The sequence below is a fragment of the Paenibacillus sp. JDR-2 genome (assembly GCF_000023585.1).
Lineage (GTDB): Bacteria > Bacillota > Bacilli > Paenibacillales > Paenibacillaceae > Pristimantibacillus.
On record NC_012914.1, the window covers coordinates 3,922,229 to 3,946,824 of the forward strand.

Consider the following 24,596-nt stretch of genomic DNA (forward strand, 5'->3'; position numbering starts at 1 on the left):
TCTCGTAACATATGTAAGCATAGCTTAGCCAAGCGTTTTCTTAATCGCTTCGATTACGCGATCAGCTTGGAATGGTTTAACGATAAAGTCTTTTGCGCCGGCTTGGATCGCGTCGATAACCATCGCTTGCTGGCCCATCGCGGAACACATAATAACTTTTGCATTGCCGTCGAGCTTTTTGATTTCTTTCAGTGCGGAAATGCCATCCATCTCCGGCATCGTAATGTCCATCGTAATCAGGTCAGGCTTAAGCTCCTTGTACTTCTCTACCGCCTGTGCGCCGTCTTGCGCTTCCCCGACGACCTCGTAGCCGTTTTTAGTCAGAATGTCTCGGATCATCATGCGCATGAATGCTGCGTCGTCTACGATTAGAATGCGGTTTGCCATCTTTTTTTCCTCCTAGAGTATTATTGCAATTTTTGAATGCGGTCCCATTGGCTTACGATATCCGTTACCCGTACACCAAAGTTCTCATCTATGACGACAACCTCTCCCTTGGCGATCAGCTTGTTGTTCACCAGGATGTCGACAGGTTCACCGGCCAGCTTGTCCAGCTCGATAATGGAGCCTTGGGACAGTTCCAGAATATCCTTAATTTGCTTTTGGGTCCTTCCTAATTCTACGGTAACTTTAAGCGGTATGTCGAGAAGTAAATTGAGGTTTGTCTCATCTGTTTGTACATATGGCGCTTGATTGAAGTTTGCGAACTGTACAGGTTGAACATTTACGTTTCGGTTTGCCGCGTGACCATAGGTCTGAGGTCCCTGTGGCTGCATCTGAATATCGAATGCCGCGCTTTGCTGGTAAGGATTATACGGCTGATTATATTGCGCTGCCGCTGCCGCAGGAGCTTGCTGATACGGATCTTGATACGCCTGTTGCGGAGCCGGTGCAGGCGCTGGCGTTACTGCCGCCGCCGGGGCCGGTGTTGGCTCAGGCGCAGGAACCGGCGCAGCCGGAGCCGCTGCAATTTCTTCTTCAACGTCACCCATCAGAATGGCAACCATCTGCTTGGCAAACGGTACAGGAAGAAGTTGCATGATGGTTGAATCTATCAAGTCCCCAATCGTCAAACGGAAAGAGATTTTGATAAACACATCTTCAGTCGGGAGCTGCCCCATTCCGCCGCCGCTGTCTACATCGAGAATATCGATACCCGGAGGCGAAATATTAACGAATCGGTTAAATATCGTAGACATCGATGTTGCGGACGAGCCCATCATCTGGTTCATCGCTTCCTGAACGGCGCTAATATGAATCTCGTTCAGCTCCTGAAGCGTTACATCCCCTTCTCCGCCGAGCATAAGGTCCGCAATGACCTGAGCGTCTTTTGTCTTGATAACTAATGAATTAATCCCCTGGAAGCCGTCTACGTACTGTACGCTGACCGCAACATGCGGCTTAGGAAATTCATTCGCAAGATCCTCGCGTTTAATGAAGGTAACCTGAGGCGTAGTAATATCGACTTTCTTTCCTAGCAACGTCGATAAAGCCGTAGCTGCGCTGCCAAACGTGATATTGCCGATTTCCCCCAGAGCATCCTGCTCGATCGGAGACAAGAAGTCCGACAGCTGATATTCGGAAGCCTGCGATTGCGATGATGCGAGCTCGCTGGCTGTCTGATTAAGCAACGCGTCTATTTCCTCTTGCGATAAATAATCTTTACTCGTCATTTTCTTCTTCCGCTCCTTCGCTGACAACTAGATCCACTTGCACGGCAATCCGATCCTTGACGGAGCCCGGGCTTCCGATAAACTTCAGCTTCTCGCCAACCTTAATGCGAAGTCCGTCATCTATCGGTTTATTTAACGAAATGACGTCTCCAACCGCGAGACCCAAAAATTCTTTGATCGTAATGACCGATTCGCCAAGCTCGGCAACGATTGGAAGCTTCGCTTTGCTCACGCGCTGCTCCAGCATTTCAACTTCTTCTGGAATTCTCTCTTTTTTCTGGGAGACGAACCAGTGGTGGGCAGACAACCGCGGCATAATCGGTTCAATAACGACATGCGGGATACATAGATTAATCATCCCCGTCGTATCGCCGATCTTTGTGCTGAGCGAGATCAATGCGATCGTTTCGTTCGGAGAGACAATCTGCATAAATTGCGGATTCGTCTCCAGCGCCTCCAGACGCGGCGAAATATCAATGACCGTCTTCCATGCTTCCTGCAAGCTTTCAAACGCCCTGGCGAAAATACGTTCCATAATAATGGTCTCGATCTCGGTCAGATTGTTGATCTTGGAAGGCGCCATCCCCTGCCCGCCCAGCATTCTGTCGAGCATGGCATAAGCAACGTTAGGATGAACTTCGAGCACCATGCGCCCTTCCAGCGGCTCCGCTTCAAATATGTTCAGAATCGTCATCTTCGGAATCGAGCGGATAAATTCATCGTACGGCAGCTGCTCGACCTGCACGACATTGATCTGAACGAATGTACGAAGCTGCGCTGAGAAATAGGTTGTCAAATATCGCGCGAAGTTTTCGTGTATGCGTGTTAAGCTTCGTATGTGATCCTTCGAGAATCGAGTAGCGCGCTTGAAATCGTAGACTCGAACCTTTCGCGTAACCTCTTCTTTTTTCAGTTCATCCGCATCCATCTCACCCGATGACAAAGCGGCTAGCAGCGCGTCTATCTCATTCTGCGATAATACATCAACCAATCCTCTCACCCCCTTCAAGGAATGTCGGCAACAAGCTTATAACTGCTGCATGATAAAATTCGTAATTTCTACTTTAACCAGCTTTTTGCCTTCTGGCAGAATTGGATTAATCAGATTCAAAAGCTTCGATTCCAGCATATCCTCACCTTGCGAGTCCGTTAAGCTCAGCTGCCGTCAAATCGGCAACCGTGCGGTTAATAATTGGCCTTACCTCAATTTCGAGAATCTTATCGAACTCTTCCTTTGTCTTCTTGCTGTCCAGCTGGAACGCAAAGCTCATAACAACGACATAGTCCGAATCTTTCAAGTTGCGTTTGAAATCCTTCAGCTCGGAAGTAACGGACACCAGCTCGTCTGCAGAAAGATGCTTCACCGTAACAGGCGCTTTTTCCGGGTCGGGCTTATCTGTGTCGTTAAAAAACGATTTGTACAAAATGATGGATACAATTGCGATCAGCGTTATTGCTAGCAAGGTAGTGACTAGCCATGGCAACATTTTTTTCATCTCTATGGACCCTCCGTTTGTTCGATCTTCTGGGTCGCTGCTAGAACGCCGATTGAACGAATATAACTCTGAATTAGCTGTACCAGCTCGGCTGCGCTCTCCGTTACGATAAATTTTTTACCCGTAGTGAGCGTAATGATCGTATCCGGAGTTTCTTCTATCAATTCGATAAGAAGAGCATTAATCATCAGCTTCGAGCCATTCAATCGAGTTACGGTAATCATAAGCTCCCCCCTCGCTGATTTGGGGGCTGAGAGCAGCCCCCTTCAGTCATGACCGATAGTTATTGCCCGAAACTATTAACGTTTCAAGTTAACAACCTCTTGCAAAATCTCGTCGGATGTGGTGATGATACGGGAATTCGCCTGGAAACCGCGCTGTGCAACGATCATCTCGGTGAATTCATTCGTCAGGTCGACGTTCGACATCTCCAGCTGGCCAGCGATAATGGCGCCTGTACCAAGTTCAGGATCATCTGCCGTTACGATCTCGAACTCGCCGTCCGGATTGGCATTGGCCGTTACCCGGTACAGATTGCCGCCTACTTTCTCCAGACCGCTCGGGTTAACCACTTTTACGACTCCAAGCTGCGCAACGGCTTCCGTACCGTCCGCTGTTACCGCAAGAATCGAACCGTCTTGTCCGATCGAGAAGGACGTTACATCCTCTCCGAGAACAATCGGCTCACCATCGGACGATAGAACAAACATGCCGTCGGCATTAACCAACTGTCTGTTACCATCCAATGTGAAGTTACCTGCGCGTGTCAGATAGGTAGGAGAATCGCCTCCGGCGGATACTGCGAAGAATCCGTCACCGTCAATGCGAAGGTCGGTTGGCACGTTTGTTGTCATCGCGCTGCCAGGTGTATGGATAGTATCGATCGCTGAGATCGTGACGCCAAGACCAATCTGCTTCGCGTTGACGCCGCCCTGCTCTCCTTCGAGAGATGCCGTAACCCCTGAAGTGGTCTGGCTCAGAATATCGCTGAACATAACCCGGCCGCCCTTGAATCCTACCGTATTGACGTTTGCGATGTTATTGCCGATTACGTCAAGCTTTGTTTGGAAACCGCGCATACCCGATACGCCGGAATACATGGATCTAAGCATTTATATAACTCCTCCTAAAAAGAATTAGCACACAATTGGACATGTTATGGCCAAATCGTGATGATTCTTGCTTCGTAAGCTTTCGCTTAAAGAATTAGCACACAATTGGACATGTTATGGCCAAATCGTGATGATTCTTGCTTCGTAAGCTTTCGCTTAAAGAATTAGCACACAATTGAATCTCGTGCTTAATGATTGGCTGCTTCAGTCGGTCGGCAGCCAAAGGGCCCCCTTATCGGTCCAGCCCTAGCTTAAGATCACCGCACTGTCGATATTCGTAAAAACATTGCTTTGCATTTGCTTGCCGTCCATTGCAGTGACTACCGTACGGCTAGGAACGTTAACAATCATCGCAATGTCTTTCATTACAATCAAGGAATCTTTTGCGCCTTTAGACTCGGCTTCATCCACCGCATTCATAATCTTGGTCAGCGATTCCGGTTGCAGTTGAATTCCGCGCTGCTTCATCCGCACTTCTGCGTGCTGGCTGAATTTAAGCACCTTGGCATCAAGCATATCCTTGAAGCCACCGGCTTGCTGCGGACGCGGAGTATTCTTGGCACCGGTCAGAGGCGGCGCACCGACAGGAAACAGATGGCTGATTTTCACTCCGTCACTCATACGGAACCATCTTCCTGTTCGGTTGAACTAGAATTTGTATCTGCCGTTCCCGCCGTTTCACCATTCCCGTCCGACTCTTCACTACCGTCATCAGGTTGATTAGCTTCAGGTGCTTTATCGGATACGGTCACGACATCGCTAAGCTTAATCATGGTTTCATCCGCAAATTTGGCATACAAAGTACCGTCCTGAGAAACGATTGAATTAACCGCGTCATACATCAGCTTGGTTTGGCCTGCATCATCCAGTTCATACCAGGAAACGGTTTTCCCGATAATGGAAGATGCCGTGCCAAGATTTTGATTGAGTAAAGAAAGCTGATCCGACATGTTCATTAGCTGCTCAACAGAAGTAAACTGCGCCATTTGCGTAATGAATGCGGCGTTATCCTGCGGCTGCAGCGGATCCTGATTCTTCAGCTGCGTTACGAGCAATTCAAGAAACGCATCCTTGCCTAACGCATTTTTATCGGTATCCTTGCCTGCTGCCTTCACGTTCGAAGTGCTGTAATTCGGCCACATGACTTTCGAAGATACTGTCGCCATAAACTCACCTCCATCCTACACGCGTACCGTCTAAGGAGCATTTGATTAAGCCGTCACATTGACAGCACGTCCGTAGCCTAGATCTTGTATCGCCTGCTGCTCGGCAACATCAGACTCAAAATCCTCCTGCAACCCGTCGCCTTTGGATTTATTTTGATTGGAAAAAGCCTGCTGGCCGGTTCCCTGGCCATGCTGGCCGTTGGATAAATGCGCGGCCGACTGGCCGTATGTTACTTCAAGCTTGTCGACTGACAAACCCTGTTGCTGCAAAGCAACTCTTAACTGCGCCATCTGATTGTCGAGCGCATCCTTAGCGCTTGCGTTATCCGCGTGGAACAAAGCCGTGAGTTGCCCGTTATGCATCGTTATGCGTACGTCAACCTGTCCAAGCTCTTTAGGAAACAGCTGAATGGTTGCTTCCGACATACCGTTGCCATGCTTGATATTCAGCTTTTGAATAAAATCCTTCATATTGTCCGCGAAATCGGTAACCGGAACGGACGCTTGCACAATAGGCGCTAGCTTTGCTGCATGAGGCACCGTTTGACGAATGACATCAGCAAATGACTGACCGGTTGTTAATATCGGTGCCTGCTCGTCTGTTTCACTGGATGCTTCCGTCTCTTCCTTCGTTACTTGCTGGTCGGTTGCCGCTGCTATCGCAACCGGATGAACAGCGCGCTCAGTCAATCGCTGCAAATGAACGGATACCGCGGGCGCAGTTGTTGTAACTGTTATTTCAGGCGCTTGTTGAGCCGACACGACAGGCTGTTCTGTACGCCTGCTCAAATCTTTCTGCTTTTGAACGAATTGCTGCAGAGCCCCAAGCTGCTGCCCGATTAGCTGGACTGGCTCTTGAAGTCCGATTTGCTTCATTGTTCCTTCCTGCATTGCCGTTTGAAGCTGCAGCAAGGAATCCTGAACCTTGCTTACGATTGCTGCCAGCTGCTGATTTGTATCCTGATTCCCTGTCAACGACTGATTGGAAGCATCGCTTGCCTGAGTCTGAAGCTGTACCGGCATCGGAATCCCTAAAAGAGCAAGCAAAGCCTGAAGTTGATCCAGCATCGAAGCTGGCTCCGACATATCCTGATCTTGACTGTCTGCCGATGGGGCGGACAAATCCGACTTGATCTTTTCCAAATCGGCAAGCAATTGATCGATGATTTCCATCAGATCAGCTGTTGCATCGGTCAAAACATCCGATTCCGTTACGGCAGCACTGCCTGCCGCAGCTGTCGCTTCGCCTGCCTGATTGACTGCCGGTGCATCGTTCGCTGCGTGCGCATCCTTACCGGAAACGGCTTGCTGCGCATTGTCAGCCTTATCCGCTGCAGATGAAGATGCGCCGGTTTTATCCGAAGCGCCTTTGTCGCCTTTCATCTGATTGGCTAGCGTCTTTTGAAATTTGTCATTTCCGCCTGATTTCGCTTGCGTAGATACGTTGTTTGTTGTCGCGGCTGGTGCTGGCGTTGAGACTTGAGGAATGATCATCTCCATATTTTGATTCACCTCCTCTCTCTCTTAGCTGCCTGCCATCAGCTTGGACATCAGCTGTGCGGTAATCTTTTGATTAATGCCGGACATTTCCGCCAAAATCCCTGAGCGAGTCTTGTCATCCACGGTATTCAGAATGCGGATAACCTTACTTGGGCTGATATCGGCCATTTTAATTAATAGTTCTCCCGCGCTCTTCGCGTCCATCGCTGCGAATGTAGCACTCAATTGATCGCTGCTCAGCTGCGAGGAAGGCTGCTTGGTTTCCGTTGGTTTGGCTTTCTTCAGCTCAGCCTGCAGCGCGGCAATCTGCCTGTCCTTCGCCGTTACGGTATCCTTCAGCGCCATCGTTGCGTCAGCAGCCGTTTGCGGGTTCATTTTCTCCAAAATCCGCACCCTGTCGTCCGGTCTCATGGAATCCAAGACAAGCACCATTTCATCCATCGTCATGCTCTGCAGAATAGGAGCTGCTTTACTTGGGGTGATTTTGCTGTACATGCTCGCAAGCTCTTGGATTTTCGCCTGATAAGCGGCATCGTCCGCAGCCTTTTCTTCATTAGAAGATTTAAGCGAATTAATCTGATCCTGCATGCTCTTTAATTCTTGCTCTTGGGTTGCCTTAGTCTGGTTGGTTTGTGCAAGCTCGGCTTCCTTCTCCTGCAGCTGCGCCTGGAGCTCATCAATCTTACGGCTCATGTTGGCTGATTTGAGCTGGTCGTCGTTAGCTTTTCCGTCTGCTGTTTTGGGATCGGGAAGTACATCCTTCAGATAGGGAATCGAGTTGCCGATCTCCAGCATTTGATTACGGGTTTCCGTATTAAACAAAACATATAACGCGCCCAAAAGGACAATCGTAAACAAGATCGGCGTCATAAAAAACATCAACCGTTCGAAGCCGCTGTACCCCTGCTTCTCCATTTCCATATCCGACACTGTCATTCACTCCCTTTACCTTGCGCCGCAGATCATGATGGAAGGGATACCTTGAAGCGGTTGGTAGCCATTTCATCCAGCTCATTTTGTTCCTTGATCTGCATTACATGCCGGAACCGGTCTTTGGCATGCTCTTTCGCTTTAAGCCAAACCTTCTCATCCTTCATTCGGTCCGCGAGGTTTGTCCGGTTATATTCAACCTTTCGTTCAGCCTGCTTAACATCCGTAAGCTTGCTTGCAATGCAGGAATCCAAGTATTCCAGATAATGCTGCATCAACTGCAGCTCAGCGAGAGGAACAGCTTCACTTGAGCTCTCGTGCTGCTTGTTTTCCCACTCTGCCCGTTTCATCCGCAGCTCCGAAAGACTTAGTTCTTCCGCCTGCAGAACACCAATTGCTGAAGAGAGCTGCCACTCAGCCTGCGTCTTCTCGCTTGACTTCAAGTCTACGATTTTTTGATAAGCGTATCGAAAGGCTGCCATTTACCCGTCGTCATCTCCCGTGGAATTCCTGTAATAATCTTTCCTTTGAATCGGCCAGAGTGACCTTTTCATTTGTCTTTTGTCTTGTAAATTGATAGATTGCATCAATATTTTCGATTGCCGTATCAATTTTTTCGTTTGTACCCCTCTGGTACGCCCCAATATTGATTAGGTCTTCCGAATCTCTATAAACAGAGAGTAACATCTTTAACTCATTTGCCGCTTCCTGATGCTCTTCCGTCACGATTTCCTTCATGACACGGCTCACAGACGCCAGAACATCAATCGCAGGAAAATGACCTTTATTCGCAAGCTGCCTGTTTAGCACGATGTGACCGTCCAATATACCGCGCACCGCGTCGGCTATCGGTTCGTTCATGTCATCGCCGTCAACCAGAACGGTATAGAACGCGGTAATTGAGCCATTAGGCCCTGTTCCCGCCCTTTCCAGAAGCTTGGGAAGCGTGGCAAATACGGAAGGCGTGTAACCCCTTGTTGCAGGCGGCTCGCCAATGGCAAGGCCAACTTCACGCTGCGCCATTGCGTAACGGGTAACCGAGTCCATCATCAGCATGACGTTCAGTCCGCGGTCGCGGAAATACTCCGCAATGGAAGTAGCAATAAGCGCTCCCTTAATCCGGATTAAAGCAGGCTGATCGGAGGTAGCTACAATAACAACCGAGCGGGCAAGTCCTTCAGGACCAAGATCCTTCTCGATAAATTCAAGTACCTCGCGGCCTCGTTCGCCAATTAAAGCAATGACGTTTACGTCGGCGGACGTATTCCGGGCGATCATGCCAAGAAGCGTACTTTTACCAACACCAGAGCCTGCAAAAATACCTACGCGCTGGCCTCTGCCAACGGTAAGCAGACCATCGATCGCGCGGACTCCAATGCTTAAAGTTTCCTGGACTCTGGGACGCGCAAGCGGATTGCTAGGTTCGTTATGAGTCGAATATTGCTGCATGCGGCTAGGCAGAAACGATCCGTCAAGAGGCTTACCCAAACCGTCAAGCACCTTGCCGAGCAATTCGGAACCAACCTGAACCGATAACGGTTTTCCTGTCCCGACAACATCACAGCCTGGGCTTATCGCATGCAATTCGCCCAAAGGCATTAGAATGACTTTATTATCGCGGAAGCCTACGACTTCTGCTTTAATCGGTTTGGCACCCTTAGCCGGGTAGATCAGACATACATCGCCGATACTTGCATCGGGCCCTTCCGATTCCACGGTAAGTCCGATAACCTGTGTGACCTTGCCATTTACGCGGACAGGATCAAGATGACGAAGCTGGTCCATATATTTGGAGCTGTCCAGTTTAATACCGTTCATCCGGCATGCTCCGTTCTTCATGGCTTTGGTTGGCAAGCTGTACAAGCTCGCGCTTGATCTCGGACAACTGCGTATCAATCCGTGCATCTATGCTTCCGTAAGCGGAACGGATGACACATCCGAAATCTTTAACCGAAGCGTCCGGAATTATTTGAAGCTCTGCCTGCGAGTCGATAACAAGATTAAGCTCTTCCCTCGCAGCCTGGACAAAAGCTAACTGCCCAGGAGCAACGCAAAGGGCGATAACGCCTTGCTCTCTTCGTCTCGACAATGCTTTACGGATCAGTTCAAGTGCCATTTCAGGCGCTTCCGACAATTGTCTGCCGATTACTTTTTCCGAGATAGAGACGCTAAGCTCTACCAGAAAGGGCTCAGCCTCTTGAATAATCTGCTCGCGCATTTCATAAGCGGATTTCAGGACTGCATTGGCTTCTTCCAGACGACTCTCCCATTCTTGCTGCAATGCTTGCTCGGCATGCGCTTGGCCTTCAGCATAACCTTGCTCAAAGCCTGCTTGACGGGAAGCTTCGGAATGCCTTTCATCTTCCAGCCGTTTCTCAAGCCACCAGGCGTCGATATCGGCTTCCGCTTGTGCCAGCAATTGCTCGCTTTGTTCGCCGGCTTCACGAATACGTTCTTCAGCGAAGTTCTGTGCATCCGAGATGATCTGGTCGCGAATGGAGATAGTCTCTTCATCCGGCCCTGCCTCTTCAATAATCTCTTCGGTCACCGCTACTTGCTCAGCAGCATGTTTGTTAAGCCAATAAAGCTGTTTCAGCTGATCAAGCGCGATTACGCTTGAAGACTTTATCAAATTAGACAATGATATCATCTCCTCCGCCGCGGGCGATGATGATCTCGCCGGCTTCTTCTAGCCTGCGAATCGTTGCGACGATACGGGTCTGAGCTTCTTCAACATCACGCAGCCGGACAGGACCCATAAATTCCATTTCTTCCTTGAACGTATCGGACATCCGTTTCGACATGTTGCGGAAGATCGCTTCCCGCACTTCCTCGCTTGCCACCTTGAGGGCGAGCTGAAGATCGGCGTTTTCCACGTCGCGGATGATGCGCTGAATCGAACGATTGTCGATATTGACGATATCCTCGAAGACGAACATGCGTTTCTTGATTTCTTCCGCCAATTCCGGATCTTCGATCTCGAGGGCGTCCAGAATGGTCCGTTCCGTACCGCGGTCTACGCCGTTCAGAATTTGAACGATAGAATCGATGCCGCCTGCGTTCGTATAGTCCTGTGTTACCGTAGCAGAGAGCTTTTGCTCGAGAACACGTTCGACCTGACTGATAACCTCAGGTGAAGTACTGTCCATCAAGGCAATTCTGCGGGCAACATCCGCCTGCTTCTCTTGCGGCAAGGACGATAAGATGTGCGAGGATTGCTCGGATTGCAAATACGAAAGGACGAGCGCGATTGTCTGCGAGTTCTCGTTTTGAATAAAGTTAAGGATTTGAGTGGGTTCTGCCTTGCGGGCAAAGTCAAACGGTCTGACTTGAAGCGTTGCCGTCAAACGGTTAATGACCTCAACAGCCTTTTGCTCGCCAAGCGCTTTCTCCAAAATCTCTTTCGCGTACGAGATACCGCCTTGCGAAATATATTCCTGTGCCAGACAGATTTGATGGAAATCGCTCAAAATCTGTTCTCTCTCCGCACTGTCTACTTTGCGGACATTGGCAATTTCGAGAGTAAGCTGTTCGATTTCTTCTTCTCTCAAATGTTTAAAGATTTGGGCAGATACTTCTGGCCCAAGTGTAATAAGCAGAATCGCCGCTTTTTGCCGACCGGTTAATCCATTAAGCGGTTTTGCCACGGGAGCCACCTCTATTCATCCACAAGCCAGGTGCGGAGCAAGTTGACGAATTCTTCCGGCTTGCGTTTGGCGAGTGTTTCGAGATTTTTTCTAGCCTGACTGTCGTTGTTAACTGTTTCAAAATCAATCGTAGGGAATTCCGGTTTAGCCTGCGTTTCCATCATCGCAGCTGCTTCAGCCGCTGCCGCTTCTTCAGCCTGTTTTCTGCGTCTGCGAACCAGCATAACGGTAAGACCGCCGATCAAAGCAAGTGCTGCTGCGCCAAGTCCAATCGCCCATTGCATCGAAAGACCGCTGGAAGAAGTTCCCGCATCCGTTGCTGCGAAATTCTGGCCGAGAATCGTAACCTTTTTCGCAATCATTGCGTCATCATTAACATCTTGACCGGAATCAGCCAACTGCGCGCGAACAAGAGAGCTGAGGAAATTTGTTAACTCTTGCCGGGACTGGTCCGTCAGTTTGCTCTGCTCGACACCAATGCTGATCGACAAATCTTTCAACTGATACGGAGCCGATTCAATCTGATTGTTGATACGGTCGTAATCATAGTTGGTCACCCGCGAGCTTTGCTCGGAGGAACCGTTCGTATTGTCGGTTGCCGTATAACCAGGCACATCCGTTTCTCCCGTACCGGCGACACCGCCTGCATTAGCCGAACCATTGGTCGTTGTGCTGTTGTCTTGTTGTTCGCTTACGATAATACCGTTATTGTTGTTGTTCTCAAGTGGTCTGACCAGGTTCTCCTGAGTCACCTTCTTGTCGAAGTTGAAGCTGCTGGCAACGCTGATTACCAGATTGTCTCCAAGCATCGGGGACAGGAACTGCTGAATATTTTTCTTCACTTCTGCTTCGTATTTCCGTTGAATCATGAAGTGACTTTCAGCCGCATCGGTAGCCGCGCCAATCTTGTTGCCGTCGATTTCGGAGGAAACCAGCTCGCCTTGCGGACTTGAAATCGTAATATCCTGAACCGCTAGCTTCGGAACCGCCGTCTTCACCAGATTGTAATAACCGTCAACCTCTTGCTGGCTTGGCCTGTAGCCCGGCGTAAAGTTCATCATGATCGAAGCAGATGCCTGCTCCTTCTCTTCCGGAGTCAGGAATACCGATTCCTTCGGAAGGTTGATGAGTACTTTCGAGCTTTGTACGCCTTGCATCCGGTTGAGCAATTGCTGTACTTCGCCGTTAAGAGCGTTAATGTACTTCACGTTAAATTCATTTTCGGTTTGTCCGAAGGCACTCCCGCCTTCAAAAGCCTCGAAACCTATCGATCCGTTCTGAACAAGCCCCTGTGAACCAACATCAACCCGGGTTCTTGTCGCTACCGCGCTGGGTACCGAGATGCTTTGTCCGTCCGCGCTTAATTTATAAGGAATACCATTTCCGTCCAAGTAAGTCATAATTGCTGCTGCATCTGTGGTGTCAAGGTTTTGAAATGCTACTTCGTAATCCGTTCTTGTGAATATGTAAGTCAAAATCACGATTGTTAACAACAATGCACCAATGGATGCCCCCAGCCCTATTTTTTGTTTTTTGCCCATCTGCCCCCAAAACTGTGTGAGTCTTTGGCGGTATTGGGCGATTCTTTCGTTCACGTTGTCACCTCACCCAGCTTCTATCTAGTTCGAAAGCCCTATTACACTGACATTCGCATAATTTCTTGATAAGCATCAATAGCTTTATTGCGAATTTGCGTCGTCAGCTGTAAGCTAAGCTCTGCTTTCTGAGTTGCGATGAGGACCTGTGAAACATCAACCTCGCCAATTAAGTATTTATCGTTTAACTTATGTACCTCTTTTTCCTGTGCATCCACGCTATTCAGTGCGCTCTCCAAGTATTGCCCGAAAGAATTCATTGACTCAGCAGGTGTTGCCTGCTGCTGCGGCTTCGCAGTTTCAAGCAGTTTGTTAACGGCTTGTGCGGGATTAAGTTGCAACGGTTGAATCATGCCCGTCCCTCCGTCATCGTTATTTTACTTTACTTTCCAATCTCCAGCGCCTTCGTAAACATGGCTTTAGACGCATTCAATGCTGTTACGTTAGCTTCGTATGAACGAGATGCCGAAATCATATCGACCATTTCTTTTGCCACATCAACGTTAGGCATATGGACATATCCGTCCGCATCCGCGTCCGGGTGAGTTGGGTTATAGACAAGCTTGGTAGGCGACTGGTCCTCGATAATTCTAGTTGCCTTTACACCTTGTGCTCCGGAAGTCCCTTCAAGCTGCTTGTTCAGCAGATCGGAGAAAGAGGAGTTTTGCGTCATCGGTTCAAGTACGACCATTTTCCTTTTATACGGAACGAATTGGCCATTTACATAACCGGCGCGGGTTGTTTCAGCATTTGCGATGTTTGAGGAAATAACGTCCATTCGCAAACGCTGTGCGGTTAGTGCGGAAGCACTGGCGTCAAAGCTGCTGGAAATTCTCACTTCCTGTTATCTCCCTTCAATGGCTGTCTTCATCATCTTCACATCGTGATTGATTTGCTGAATATAAAAATTGTAGCTGAGTTGATTTTTAGCGAGCAATGACATCTCGCGATCGATATCGACGTTGTTCTCATTGTTATTCATCTCGGACAAGTTATCGGTCTGTATCTGTGCGGTTGGGACTATTCCGCTGGTCCTGCCTATCGGAATATGACGCTCGTTTGTCCGCTTGCCCTGAAGCGCCGTTTGTCCTCCCATTTCTTGACTGAGAAGCTCTTCAAACAAAACTTCCGAGCGTTTAAAGTTTGGAGTGTCGACATTTGCGATGTTGTTGGCTACGACCCCTTGTCGCAATTCTGAAGCCTTGAGCGCGCCTTCCAATCGCCCAAATGATGTGCCATTCAATAGATTCACGTTCCTGTGTCACCACTTTCAATTAGAAGATCTTAGTAAAGTATTCAACAGATTGCGAACCATTCCTTCTTTGTTCGACATTAAATTATGAAAAAAATGAGACGAAACTGTCGAGTTTTGCCGACATGATAATATTCAACAATTGTCCAAAATATTACAATAAGAAAAAAGCCCTATCTTTAAATTCAAGATAGGGCTTTTCGATGAATTCCCAATAGGATGGTAGTCCCAGGAAATTATTGCTTAATTTTTTCCAATTCCTGAAGAAGCTGGGTATTTAAAATTTTGATGTAGGTCCCTTTCATCCCCAGCGACCTCGTTTCGATAACGCCGGCGCTTTCCAGCTTGCGCAGGGCATTAACGATAACGGACCTTGTAATGCCTACCCGATCCGCGATTTTGGATGCAACTAGCAGTCCTTCTTTCCCTTCCAGCTGCTCGAAAATATGCTCTACTGCTTCGAGCTCGCTGAAGGAAAGCGATCCGATCGCAACCGAAACAACCGCACGGCTGCGCGCTTCCTGTTCAACCTCTTCTGCGCGTTCACGCAAGATTTCCATGCCGACAATTGTCGAACCGTATTCGGCCAGCACAAGATCGTCATCATCGAAGGAACCGTTCGTGCGTGTCAGAACAAGCGTTCCGAGACGGTCTCCGCCCCCAGTAATTGGTACTACAGTCATGATTTCTTGTTCGCCAATTGCCGGGAAAGTCTCATAGACCCCCGCATCCGGAGCAACGTTTGTTACGGGTTCTTGCATGTCCAGAAATAGGCTGTTACTCACTTGCGGAAATCGCAGCTCTTCTACAGACATCGAACGAAGCGTGTCATGATCATAAGGATTCACGGCTGCGCAGCCTAGAACCTTTCCTTTACGGCTGACCACAAACACATTGGTCTGTATGGTACTGCACAATACCTCAGCCATCTCTCTGAAATTGAGCGCTTTGCCGGCTGCTCTCTGCAGCAGCCGGTTCAACGTTCTTGTTTTTGTAAGTAAAGTCATTCCAAAGCCTCCCAAAGCTCATCCCAACTACTTTTCAACTACAATATATATTGACTCAAATCGCGATTTTTCGCAATGCCTCCCACTTTTTCACGTACATATTCGGGAGTTATGACCATATGGTCTAAGGTAATATCCGGTGCTTCGAAGGAGAGATCCTCTAGCAGCTTCTCTAAGATGGTATGAAGTCTGCGGGCACCTATATTTTCGGTATTCCGGTTCAAATCGGCTGCAATCGACGCAATCTCTTTAATGGCTTCGTCAGAAAATTCAATCGCAATACCTTCTGTTTGCAGAAGGGCTGCGTATTGTTTCGTCAGTGCATTTTTGGGCTCCGTCAAAATGCTGACGAAATCCTCCAGGCTAAGCGATGTTAATTCTACCCGGATCGGGAAACGTCCCTGAAGCTCGGGAATCAGATCAGACGGCTTCGCCACATGGAATGCGCCGGCTGCGATAAACAGAACATAATCCGTTTTTACCGGACCGTATTTCGTCACGACCGTGGAACCCTCCACAATCGGAAGAATATCGCGCTGAACGCCTTCGCGTGACACGTCAGGACCATTGCCTCTGGACGGACTGGCGATTTTATCAATTTCGTCGATGAAAATGATACCGGTCTGCTCCGCGCGGGAAACCGATTCGGCAATGACATCATCCATATTAATCAGCTTGTTGGCTTCTTCCTGAATGAGTACTTTACGGGCTTCCTTTACAGCCAATTTGCGCTGCTTAGTTTTCTTCGGCATGAATTGTCCCAGCATATCCTGCATGTTCATTCCGCCTAAACCATCCGGTCCTTGACCGCCAAGCATATCAAGCATCGTAGGGCTGTTATCCTCGATCTCAACCTCTACGATTTCGTTCTCGAGCTTACCTGCAGCCAGGTCATCGCGTGCCTGTGAACGTTTAGAGATAACAACGTTATCCTGCTCCGGCTCTTCTACCGTTTCCTTATTGTTTTGCTGATTGCCAAACAACATTTCGAAAGGGTTTTTTGATTGCTTCTCTTTTACTTTGGATGGAACAAGCAGCGATACCAGACGTTCATTTGCAAGTTTCTCTGCTTTATCCTGAACAGCTTCCGTCTTCTCTGCCTTCACCATCCGTATTGCTGTCTCTACCAGGTCCCGTACCATTGACTCTACATCACGGCCGACATAACCTACCTCGGTAAATTTGGTCGCTTCCACTTTAATGAAGGGCGCTTTGACCAATTTGGCCAGACGGCGCGCAATTTCCGTTTTACCCACGCCGGTAGGACCAATCATCAGGATGTTTTTCGGAACAATCTCGTCGCGAAGCGTCTCGTCGAGCATGCTTCTGCGATAGCGGTTACGGAGTGCAATGGCGACAGAGCGTTTTGCTGGCTTTTGGCCCACAATATATTTATCGAGCTCGGCTACGATTTGACGAGGGGTAAAAGCTTGATTTACCATATGATATCTCCTCCGCTTCAACCAATTTCTTCTACAATTATATTATGATTCGTATAAACGCATATGTCGGCAGCCGTCTCCAGCGCTGCTCTTGCGATATCCTTTGCTTCCATATGGGGAGCATGCTTCTGTAGTGCTCTTGCTGCGGAGAGAGCATAATTGCCGCCCGAGCCTATAGCCAGAATGCCGTCATCCGGTTCGATTATTTCCCCGTTGCCTGAAATAAGAAGCAATCCGGACTGATCCATAACCAGCATCAGAGCTTCGAGTTTGCGGAGAATGCGGTCAGTACGCCAGTCCTTTGCCAGCTCAACGGCCGCACGCTGAAGGTTTCCGTGATGCTCCTCCAGCTTCGCCTCAAACTTCTCGAATAACGTAATCGCATCGGCAACCGAACCGGCAAAGCCGGCGATGACTTGCCCGCGGTACAAACGGCGAACTTTTTTCGCTTTATTTTTCATCACGACGCTGTTTCCAAAGGTTACCTGGCCATCTCCGGCAATTGCTCCTTTACCTTCGTGACGCACCGCGCATATCGTGGTGGCGTGAAATTCCATATCCATCTCTTCGCCCTCCTATAGATTGCAGATTATTAAGTTCAAGCGTAAAAGGCTGCGCTGCCCTTAAGCGGAGCAGCTTTCGACTGTTATACGTTCAGATGATCGAAATGTTCCTTCTTGAATCGTTCCAGACTATCCAGGGCTCGGTTCGCAATCGCTTCATTCTTTTCTTTCTTATTGCGAATCCGGTTCTCCAGCGGCGGGAACAAGCCAAAATTCGCATTCATCGGCTGGAAATGCTTGAAATCTGCCGTCGTGATGTAATGCGCCATACTTCCGAGCGTTGTATCTTCCGGCAGCACCAGAGGTTCCAGACCACGGGCGAGTCTTGCGGCATTAAAGCCGGCAATAAGGCCCGAAGCAGCGGACTCGACATAACCTTCTACGCCCGTCATTTGACCGGCGAAGAATAAAGTGCTGCGGTTTTTCAATTGATAAGTCGGCTCCATTACCCGCGGCGAGTTAATAAAAGTATTGCGGTGCATAACGCCAAAACGAACGAATTCCGCATTCTCAAGACCCGGGATCAGGGAGAATACGCGCTTCTGCTCGCCCCACTTCAAATGCGTCTGGAAGCCTACCATGTTGTAGAGAGTCCCGGCCGCATTATCCTGGCGCAGCTGGATAACGGCATGAGGAAGTTTACCGGTATGCGGGTTAACAAGGCCAACCGGCTTCATCGGTCCGAAGAGCACCGTTTGCTTGCCGCGGCTGGCCATTACTTCGATTGGCATGCAGCCTTCGAAATATACTTCCTTCTCGAAATCTTTTAATGCTGCTGTCTCCGCTGTCGTCAATGCCTCATGGAAGATCTCGAACTCTTCCTCGGTCATCGGGCAATTCAGATAAGCCGCTTCGCCCTTGTCGTAACGGGATGCCAGATAGACCTTGCTCATATCAATGGAATCCTTCTCGATGATCGGAGCTGCCGCATCATAGAAGTAGAAATATTCTTCGCCAAGCAAGTTGCGGATCTTCTCGGACAACGAAGGTGCGGTAAGAGGGCCGGTAGCGATTACCACAATGCTGTCTTCCGGAATATCCGTTACTTCTTCCGTACGTACCTCTACAAGCGGATGCTCATGCAGAAGACGGGTTACCTCTCCGGAAAATCCGTCACGGTCAACGGCAAGCGCCCCTCCCGCAGGTACGGCGTGACGATCCGCGCTTCCGAGAATCAGAGAGTTCAGGCGGCGCATCTCTTCCTTGAGCACGCCTACTGCGTTAGCGAGGCCATTGGCGCGCAAGCTGTTGCTGCACACGAGCTCGGCAAAGTTTTTTGTATGATGGGCAGGCGTTTTAGTCTCAGGACGCATTTCGTACAAAATGACAGGTACTCCTTGGGATACAATCTGCCATGCTGCCTCGCTTCCTGCTAGACCTGCTCCGATTACGATGACTGGTTGTTGAACTGACAATGTAAAGACCTCCAATATATGCTAACACGGCAGTGAAAACACAGCTGTCCTCCCCGTTTAAGGGAGGACTGTAGTGTGGCCGCATCTGTTTCTTTAATTTAGGCTTGTTCTTGCTCGTCTTCCGATATCTCTTCCGAATAATCGCAATTCGGGCATTGCAGCTTCGCTCCGCTGCGGTTGCGTTTCTCGACAAGCATCGAATCGCAATTCGGACAAGGCTTGTTGGTCGGCTTATCCCAGGACACGTAATCGCAGGCCGGATAAGTATCGCAGCCATAGAAGATCCGTCCTTTTTTGCTGCGGCGCTCGATGATTTTGCCCTCGCCGCATTTCGGGCAAGTTACGCCGATATCCTTGACGATGGGCTTCGTATTGCGGCAGTCCGGGAAGCCGGAGCAGGCAAGGAACTTGCCAAAGCGCCCCATCTTGTACACCATATGGCGGCCGCATTTCTCGCAGATTTCATCCGAAACCTCATCTTGAATCTCGACTTCCTTCATTTCCTCTTCGGCGACTTCAAGCCGCTTCTCGAAAGATTCATAGAACTGGGAAAGAACTCTAACCCAGTCTTCCATGCCGTCTTCAACATGGTCGAGATCGGTCTCCATCTTCGCCGTGAATTCAGAATCGAGAATTTCCGGGAAAAACTCCTCCATCAACTGATTCACCAGGTCGCCTAGCTCGGTAGGAATGAATTTTTTCTCTTCAATTGCTACATAGCCGCGCTTCTGGATCGTTTCCAGCGTTGGTGCGTACGTACTCGGACGTCCAATACCAAGCTCCTCCAGCGTCTTGACCAATCTTGCCTCGGAATAACGCGGCGGCGGCTGGGTGAAGTGCTGCTTCGGTTCGATGGAATCCGAGGTCACGACATCACCGATTGCGAATGGCGGGAGGAACTTATGCTCTTCCTCTGTGCCATCGTCATTGCCTTCCACATAAACCTTCATGAAGCCGGCAAACTTGATCTTCGAACCGCTCGCGCGGAAAGTGACATCGCCGGACGCAAGATCAACCGTCATCGTGTCCAGCACGGCGGAAGCCATCTGACTGGATACGAAACGCTCCCATACCAGCTTATACAAGCGGAACTGATCACGCGATAGGAACGGCTTCATCGATTCCGGATCACGGAGCGTCGATGTCGGCCGGATCGCTTCGTGGGCATCCTGCGCGTTGCTGTTCTTCTTCGTATAGACGCGCGGCTGCTCCGGATAGAACGACGGGCCGTATTTTCCTTCAATATACTCCTTCGCTTCTTCCTGGGCAACTGGAGAGATCCTTGTCGAGTCCGTTCTCATATAAGTAATAAGACCAACGGTTCCTTCCTTGCCGAGCTCAACGCCTTCATACAGCTGCTGGGCAACGGACATCGTCTTGGAGGCGCGGAATCCAAGCTTGCGTGCTGCTTCCTGCTGCAAGGAGCTCGTAATAAACGGCGGCGCCGGATTGCGGAGACGTTCTTTCTCCTTCACTTCAGCTACCTTGAACTGATTACCCGACAGGGCTGCAAGAATCGCCTGCATCTCCTCTTCGTTGTGGAGCTCCCGCTTCTCGCCTTTTATCGAATGGTATTTTGCTTCAAACGGAACGCCTTGCTGAGTCAGCTTGGCTGTGATGGACCAGTATTCTTCCGGAATAAAAGCGTCAATCTCGTTCTCCCGGTCGATAATCAGCTTCACGCATACCGATTGTACGCGTCCGGCAGACAAGCCCTTCTTAACCTTTTTCCACAGCAGCGGACTAATCTTGTAACCGACAAGGCGGTCAAGAATACGTCTTGCCTGCTGGGCATTAACAAGATCCATATTGATTTTGCGCGGCGTTTTGAAAGCATCCTTAACGGCTTGCTTCGTTATTTCATTAAATACAACACGGCAGGTATCCGTCTCGTCCAGCTCCAGATAATGGGCCAAATGCCAAGCGATCGCTTCTCCTTCGCGATCGGGGTCGGCTGCTAGAAAGACATGTTTGACTTTCTTGCTTGCATCCTTCAATTCTTTCAATACGCTGCCCTTGCCGCGGATCGTAATATATTTCGGCTGAAAGCCGTTTTCTACTTCGACGCCAGTCTGACTTTTTGGCAAATCGCGAATATGGCCCATCGATGCTTTAACGATATATTTGCTGCCCAAATATTTGCCGATCGTTTTTGCTTTGGCCGGTGATTCTACGATTACTAATGAATCTGCCACATTAGGCGCCCCCTCTCTCACTACATGTTACAACGCTATATAAACTGCCCCTGGCTGTTGTTCGATTTTCCGTTTTATACATAAATTTATCAGAAGTGCGCTTAAATGTCCAAAAGGGATCATCGTAAGCTGGTGCAATTCGTTAATTGTAAGCGGACGATCGCGCAGCAGATCGATAATTTTCTGCTCCTCGGCACTCATGCTCGCTGCAACGGCAGATGCCGGTTTAGGCTTTGTCAGAGCCGCAAGCTTCCCTTCCAGCCAGCTGTATTCCTCGAGAATATGATCGGCACTGCTGACCAGCTTCGCTCCTTCGCGGATCAGACTGTTTGGTCCCTCGCTCTTTGGCGATGAAATCGGCCCGGGAACGGCAAATACATCCCGCCCCATTTCGAGCGCCTGATCTGCCGTAATAAGAGAACCGCTGCCCTTCGCTGCTTCCACGACGATCGTACCCAGCGATAACCCTGCTATAACCCGGTTTCGAAGCGGAAACATTCCCGGATGAAGCGACGAGCCAACCGGAGACTCCGACAGAATCAGCCCTTCCCGGACAATCTGCTGGTAGAGCGAACGATTCTCTGGCGGATAACAATGATCAACCGGACTAGCCAGTACGGCAATCGTGCTTCCATGGCCCCGCAAAGCCGCTTCATGCGCCTTGCTGTCAATCCCCCTGGCTAGACCGCTTACTACCGTCAAACCTCGCCTAGAAAGCTCCTCAGACAGCGATAATGCGGTATGCCGGCCATAGGCGCTGGGATTTCTGGTTCCTACAATAGCTATCGAAGGTCTCTTCAAGAGTTCAACCTTGCCGAGAGCATACAGCACCCAAGGCGGCTGCGGTATCCGGTGAAGCTCTTCCGGATACTCCTCATCATAAGGAGTAATCACTGCTGCACCAAGCTTCTGCGCCCGGAGATAAGGCGACTCGGGCCAATCATAAGGCTCGTTCCATCGTCTGGCCGCCGCCTCTGCTTGCGCACGTCCAAAACCGATTGCCATCCAATCTGCTTCGCTCTTGCCATCCACGTTCTCCCAAGCTTTATGGGCAACCGCTTTCTGAACGGTATGCCATCCAATACCCGAACATTCGTGGAGCATAATAACCATCTGCTTACATTTATCAACATTTAGCGTCATTCTTGCCGCCTCTCCTCTGGGGAGGTCAGCCTGCATTCCTTCCTATTGTGCGTTACATGGCAAAAGAATGCAAGTCGACCCGTAATTTTATGAAAAAAAAAGCAACCTTTCAAGCCCAAAATGGGCATCGAAAGGTTGCTTACCTTTAAAAATATAAGAAAGTATATGTGTTTTCATTATACTGGGCTTATATTTCAGTCGCAAAACGATATGCTGCGCCTCTTATAGATGGCGCAGCCGTTTACGCTTGCTTCATTAATATGCTATTGTGCTGTTAGGCTTGAGCTACGCCAGTTGTGCATTTCTCAAGCAAGCCTTTTTCTTCAAGCACCGATACGAGCGTGGAGCCCATGTCGGAAGGCGTTGGAGCGACTTTGATTCCGCATGCTTCCAAAGTAGCGATTTTTTCAGCAGCAGTACCTTTGCCGCCGGAAATAATAGCGCCCGCATGACCCATACGTTTGCCTGGAGGCGCTGTAGCGCCGCCGATGAAGCCTACGACAGGTTTCTTCATGTTAGCTTTGATCCACTCGGCAGCTTCTTCCTCTGCTGTACCGCCGATCTCGCCAATCATTATCACTGCGTAAGTATCTGGATCTTCGTTGAAACGGCTCAAGATATCGATAAATTCGGAGCCTTTAACCGGGTCTCCGCCGATACCAACCGCGGAAGATTGACCGATGCCGCGAGTCGAAAGCTGATGAACCGCTTCGTAAGTAAGAGTTCCCGAGCGGGAAACTACGCCTACATGGCCTTTTGTATGGATGTAACCCGGCATAATGCCGATTTTGCATTCGCCTGGAGTAATAACGCCTGGGCAGTTAGGACCGATCAGAGTCGTTTTGCTGCCTTCCATGTAGCGTTTTACTTTAACCATGTCCAGAACAGGAATGCCTTCAGTAATACAGATAACCAGATCAAGACCAGCGTCTACCGCTTCCATGATCGAGTCAGCCGCGAAAGCAGGCGGTACATAGATAACCGATGCTGTCGCACCAGTAGCTGCTACCGCTTGCTCAACCGTATTGAATACCGGAAGAGATACAACGTTGCCGTTTTCCAGCGTAATATCGACGTTAGTGCCGCCTTTGCCCGGAGTTACACCGCCAACCATTTGCGTACCGTAGTCCAATGCGCCTTTCGCATGGAACAAGCCAGTTGCGCCTGTAATCCCTTGAGTGATTACTTTTGTGTCTTTATTGACCAAAATGCTCATCGAATTTCACATCCCCGTTAATGAATTCGTACTATTTGACGAGATTAACGATTTTTTGCGCGCCGTCTGCCATGGAGTCAGCCGCAACAATGTTTAATCCCGATTCGTTCAACATTTTTTTACCAAGCTCAACGTTAGTGCCTTCCAGTCTAACAACCAAAGGACGGTCAAGGCCAAGCTCTCTCGCAGCGGCAATTACGCCGTCAGCGATAACGTCGCAACGCATGATGCCGCCGAAGATATTAACGAAAATACCTTTTACGTTCTCGTCGGACAGGATGATTTTGAACGCTTCAGTTACTTTCTCTTTTGTAGCGCCGCCCCCTACGTCCAGGAAGTTGGCAGGGTCGCCGCCGTAGTATTTGATGATGTCCATAGTCGCCATAGCAAGGCCGGCGCCGTTAACCATACAGCCGATGTTGCCTTCAAGGGCAATGTAGCTGAGGTCGTATTTGGATGCTTCGATTTCTTTTGCATCTTCTTCTTCCAGGTCGCGTAACGCCACGATATCTTTGTGACGGTACAGAGCATTGGAATCGAAGTTCAGCTTAGCGTCAAGCGCCATAACGTTGCCGTCGCCAGTAACGACAAGCGGATTGATCTCGGCGATGGAGCAATCTTTATCAACGAATGCCGTGTACAGAGCGATCATGAATTTAACCGCTTTGTTAACTAGCTCGCTAGGAATGTTGATTGCATAAGCAAGTTTGCGTGCTTGGAACACTTGCAGACCGATTGCAGGGTCGATAACTTCTTTGATGATCTTCTCGGGCGAATGAGCTGCTACTTCTTCAATCTCCGTGCCGCCTTCTTCGGAAGCCATCATGGTTACTCGGCCTGTACCACGGTCGATAACAACGCCCACGTAATATTCTTTCTTGATGTCGCAGCCTTGCTCGATAAGAAGACGTTTAACTTCTTTACCTTCAGGGCCGGTTTGATGAGTAACGAGCACTTTACCAAGAATCTCGCTGGCATATGCACGAACTTCATCAATGTTTTTCGCTACTTTAACGCCGCCCGCTTTACCGCGGCCGCCAGCGTGAATTTGCGCTTTTACAACTACCACTGGAGTGCCCAGCGATTGCGCCGCTTCTACCGCTTCGTCAACGGAGAACGCTACCTTTCCTTCTGGAACAGCAACACCGTACTGTTTCAGGACCTCTTTACCTTGATACTCATGGATATTCATTATTAGAAATCCTCCATTTCACAGACTCAACTTCAGTCATATGTACACAAAC

26 protein-coding genes are annotated in these 24,596 nt (G+C 49.4%); all 26 read right to left on the reverse strand.

The annotated features are described in order from the left end of the window. Positions 1–24: 24 nt before the first annotated feature. Positions 25–387, reverse strand: coding sequence for a response regulator (locus PJDR2_RS17355; protein WP_015845017.1), 363 nt, complete (start codon positions 385–387; stop codon positions 25–27). Positions 388–407: 20 nt separating this feature from the next. After that, on the reverse strand, positions 408–1,673 hold the full coding sequence (gene fliY / locus PJDR2_RS17360; RefSeq protein WP_015845018.1) for a flagellar motor switch phosphatase FliY: 1,266 nt from the start codon (positions 1,671–1,673) through the stop codon (positions 408–410). Next, positions 1,663–2,664, reverse strand: a complete 1,002-nt coding sequence (fliM, locus tag PJDR2_RS17365) for a flagellar motor switch protein FliM (RefSeq protein ID WP_015845019.1) — start codon at positions 2,662–2,664, stop codon at positions 1,663–1,665. The genes fliY and fliM overlap by 11 nt, the downstream gene beginning before the upstream one ends. Positions 2,665–2,806: 142 nt before the next feature. After that, positions 2,807–3,169 (reverse strand): flagellar basal body protein FliL, encoded by a 363-nt coding sequence (locus PJDR2_RS17370; protein ID WP_015845021.1) that lies wholly within the window; start codon positions 3,167–3,169, stop codon positions 2,807–2,809. A gap of 2 nt (positions 3,170–3,171) precedes the next feature. Beyond that, positions 3,172–3,393, reverse strand: coding sequence for a flagellar FlbD family protein (locus PJDR2_RS17375; protein WP_015845022.1), 222 nt, complete (start codon positions 3,391–3,393; stop codon positions 3,172–3,174). 75 nt (positions 3,394–3,468) lie between these two features. Beyond that, positions 3,469–4,281: a flagellar basal body rod protein FlgG gene (flgG, locus tag PJDR2_RS17380; RefSeq protein WP_015845023.1), complete on the reverse strand. Its 813-nt coding sequence runs from the start codon at positions 4,279–4,281 to the stop codon at positions 3,469–3,471. Positions 4,282–4,527: 246 nt separating this feature from the next. Continuing rightward, positions 4,528–4,902: a TIGR02530 family flagellar biosynthesis protein gene (locus PJDR2_RS17385; protein ID WP_015845024.1), complete on the reverse strand. Its 375-nt coding sequence runs from the start codon at positions 4,900–4,902 to the stop codon at positions 4,528–4,530. Further along, entirely contained in the window at positions 4,899–5,447 is a 549-nt protein-coding gene (locus PJDR2_RS17390; protein ID WP_015845025.1) for a flagellar hook capping FlgD N-terminal domain-containing protein, read from the reverse strand. Before PJDR2_RS17390 ends, PJDR2_RS17385 begins: the two co-directional genes overlap by 4 nt. 45 nt (positions 5,448–5,492) lie before the next feature. Beyond that, positions 5,493–6,947 (reverse strand): flagellar hook-length control protein FliK, encoded by a 1,455-nt coding sequence (locus PJDR2_RS31955; protein ID WP_015845026.1) that lies wholly within the window; start codon positions 6,945–6,947, stop codon positions 5,493–5,495. 24 nt (positions 6,948–6,971) lie between these two features. Continuing rightward, positions 6,972–7,868, reverse strand: coding sequence for a MotE family protein (locus tag PJDR2_RS17400; protein ID WP_265525192.1), 897 nt, complete (start codon positions 7,866–7,868; stop codon positions 6,972–6,974). A gap of 41 nt (positions 7,869–7,909) precedes the next feature. Continuing rightward, a complete protein-coding gene (gene fliJ / locus PJDR2_RS17405; protein ID WP_015845028.1) occupies positions 7,910–8,359 on the reverse strand; it encodes a flagellar export protein FliJ in 450 nt (149 codons plus the stop codon). A gap of 10 nt (positions 8,360–8,369) precedes the next feature. Beyond that, a complete protein-coding gene (gene fliI / locus PJDR2_RS17410) occupies positions 8,370–9,695 on the reverse strand; it encodes a flagellar protein export ATPase FliI (protein WP_015845029.1) in 1,326 nt (441 codons plus the stop codon). After that, complete coding sequence (locus tag PJDR2_RS17415; RefSeq protein ID WP_015845030.1) at positions 9,682–10,518, reverse strand: FliH/SctL family protein; 837 nt, start codon at positions 10,516–10,518, stop codon at positions 9,682–9,684. The genes fliI and PJDR2_RS17415 overlap by 14 nt, the downstream gene beginning before the upstream one ends. Beyond that, positions 10,511–11,524 carry a flagellar motor switch protein FliG gene (gene fliG / locus PJDR2_RS17420; RefSeq protein ID WP_015845031.1) on the reverse strand — a complete coding sequence of 338 codons (1,014 nt, stop codon included), beginning with the start codon at positions 11,522–11,524 and terminating at the stop codon, positions 10,511–10,513. The genes PJDR2_RS17415 and fliG overlap by 8 nt, the downstream gene beginning before the upstream one ends. Before the next feature lie 11 nt (positions 11,525–11,535). After that, positions 11,536–13,119 (reverse strand): flagellar basal-body MS-ring/collar protein FliF, encoded by a 1,584-nt coding sequence (gene fliF / locus PJDR2_RS17425; RefSeq protein WP_015845032.1) that lies wholly within the window; start codon positions 13,117–13,119, stop codon positions 11,536–11,538. Between the two features lie 41 nt (positions 13,120–13,160). Further along, positions 13,161–13,472, reverse strand: coding sequence for a flagellar hook-basal body complex protein FliE (gene fliE / locus PJDR2_RS17430; RefSeq protein ID WP_015845033.1), 312 nt, complete (start codon positions 13,470–13,472; stop codon positions 13,161–13,163). Between the two features lie 29 nt (positions 13,473–13,501). Then, positions 13,502–13,957 (reverse strand): flagellar basal body rod protein FlgC, encoded by a 456-nt coding sequence (gene flgC, locus PJDR2_RS17435; protein WP_015845034.1) that lies wholly within the window; start codon positions 13,955–13,957, stop codon positions 13,502–13,504. Between the two features lie 6 nt (positions 13,958–13,963). Next, entirely contained in the window at positions 13,964–14,371 is a 408-nt protein-coding gene (gene flgB / locus PJDR2_RS17440; protein ID WP_041613497.1) for a flagellar basal body rod protein FlgB, read from the reverse strand. Positions 14,372–14,607: 236 nt separating this feature from the next. After that, complete coding sequence (gene codY / locus PJDR2_RS17445; protein WP_015845036.1) at positions 14,608–15,378, reverse strand: GTP-sensing pleiotropic transcriptional regulator CodY; 771 nt, start codon at positions 15,376–15,378, stop codon at positions 14,608–14,610. Positions 15,379–15,416: 38 nt separating this feature from the next. After that, positions 15,417–16,820 (reverse strand): ATP-dependent protease ATPase subunit HslU, encoded by a 1,404-nt coding sequence (gene hslU / locus PJDR2_RS17450; protein WP_015845037.1) that lies wholly within the window; start codon positions 16,818–16,820, stop codon positions 15,417–15,419. 17 nt (positions 16,821–16,837) lie between these two features. Further along, a complete protein-coding gene (gene hslV / locus PJDR2_RS17455) occupies positions 16,838–17,383 on the reverse strand; it encodes an ATP-dependent protease subunit HslV (RefSeq protein ID WP_015845038.1) in 546 nt (181 codons plus the stop codon). Positions 17,384–17,466: 83 nt separating this feature from the next. Further along, positions 17,467–18,798, reverse strand: a complete 1,332-nt coding sequence (gene trmFO / locus PJDR2_RS17460; protein ID WP_015845039.1) for an FADH(2)-oxidizing methylenetetrahydrofolate--tRNA-(uracil(54)-C(5))-methyltransferase TrmFO — start codon at positions 18,796–18,798, stop codon at positions 17,467–17,469. 98 nt (positions 18,799–18,896) lie between these two features. Further along, a complete protein-coding gene (gene topA / locus PJDR2_RS17465) occupies positions 18,897–20,993 on the reverse strand; it encodes a type I DNA topoisomerase (RefSeq protein WP_015845040.1) in 2,097 nt (698 codons plus the stop codon). A gap of 27 nt (positions 20,994–21,020) precedes the next feature. Then, positions 21,021–22,136, reverse strand: a complete 1,116-nt coding sequence (gene dprA / locus PJDR2_RS17470; RefSeq protein ID WP_015845041.1) for a DNA-processing protein DprA — start codon at positions 22,134–22,136, stop codon at positions 21,021–21,023. Between the two features lie 274 nt (positions 22,137–22,410). After that, positions 22,411–23,352: a succinate--CoA ligase subunit alpha gene (gene sucD, locus PJDR2_RS17475; RefSeq protein WP_015845042.1), complete on the reverse strand. Its 942-nt coding sequence runs from the start codon at positions 23,350–23,352 to the stop codon at positions 22,411–22,413. A 31-nt stretch (positions 23,353–23,383) separates the two neighbouring features. Next, positions 23,384–24,544, reverse strand: a complete 1,161-nt coding sequence (gene sucC / locus PJDR2_RS17480) for an ADP-forming succinate--CoA ligase subunit beta (RefSeq protein ID WP_015845043.1) — start codon at positions 24,542–24,544, stop codon at positions 23,384–23,386. Between the last annotated feature and the right edge of the window lie 52 nt (positions 24,545–24,596).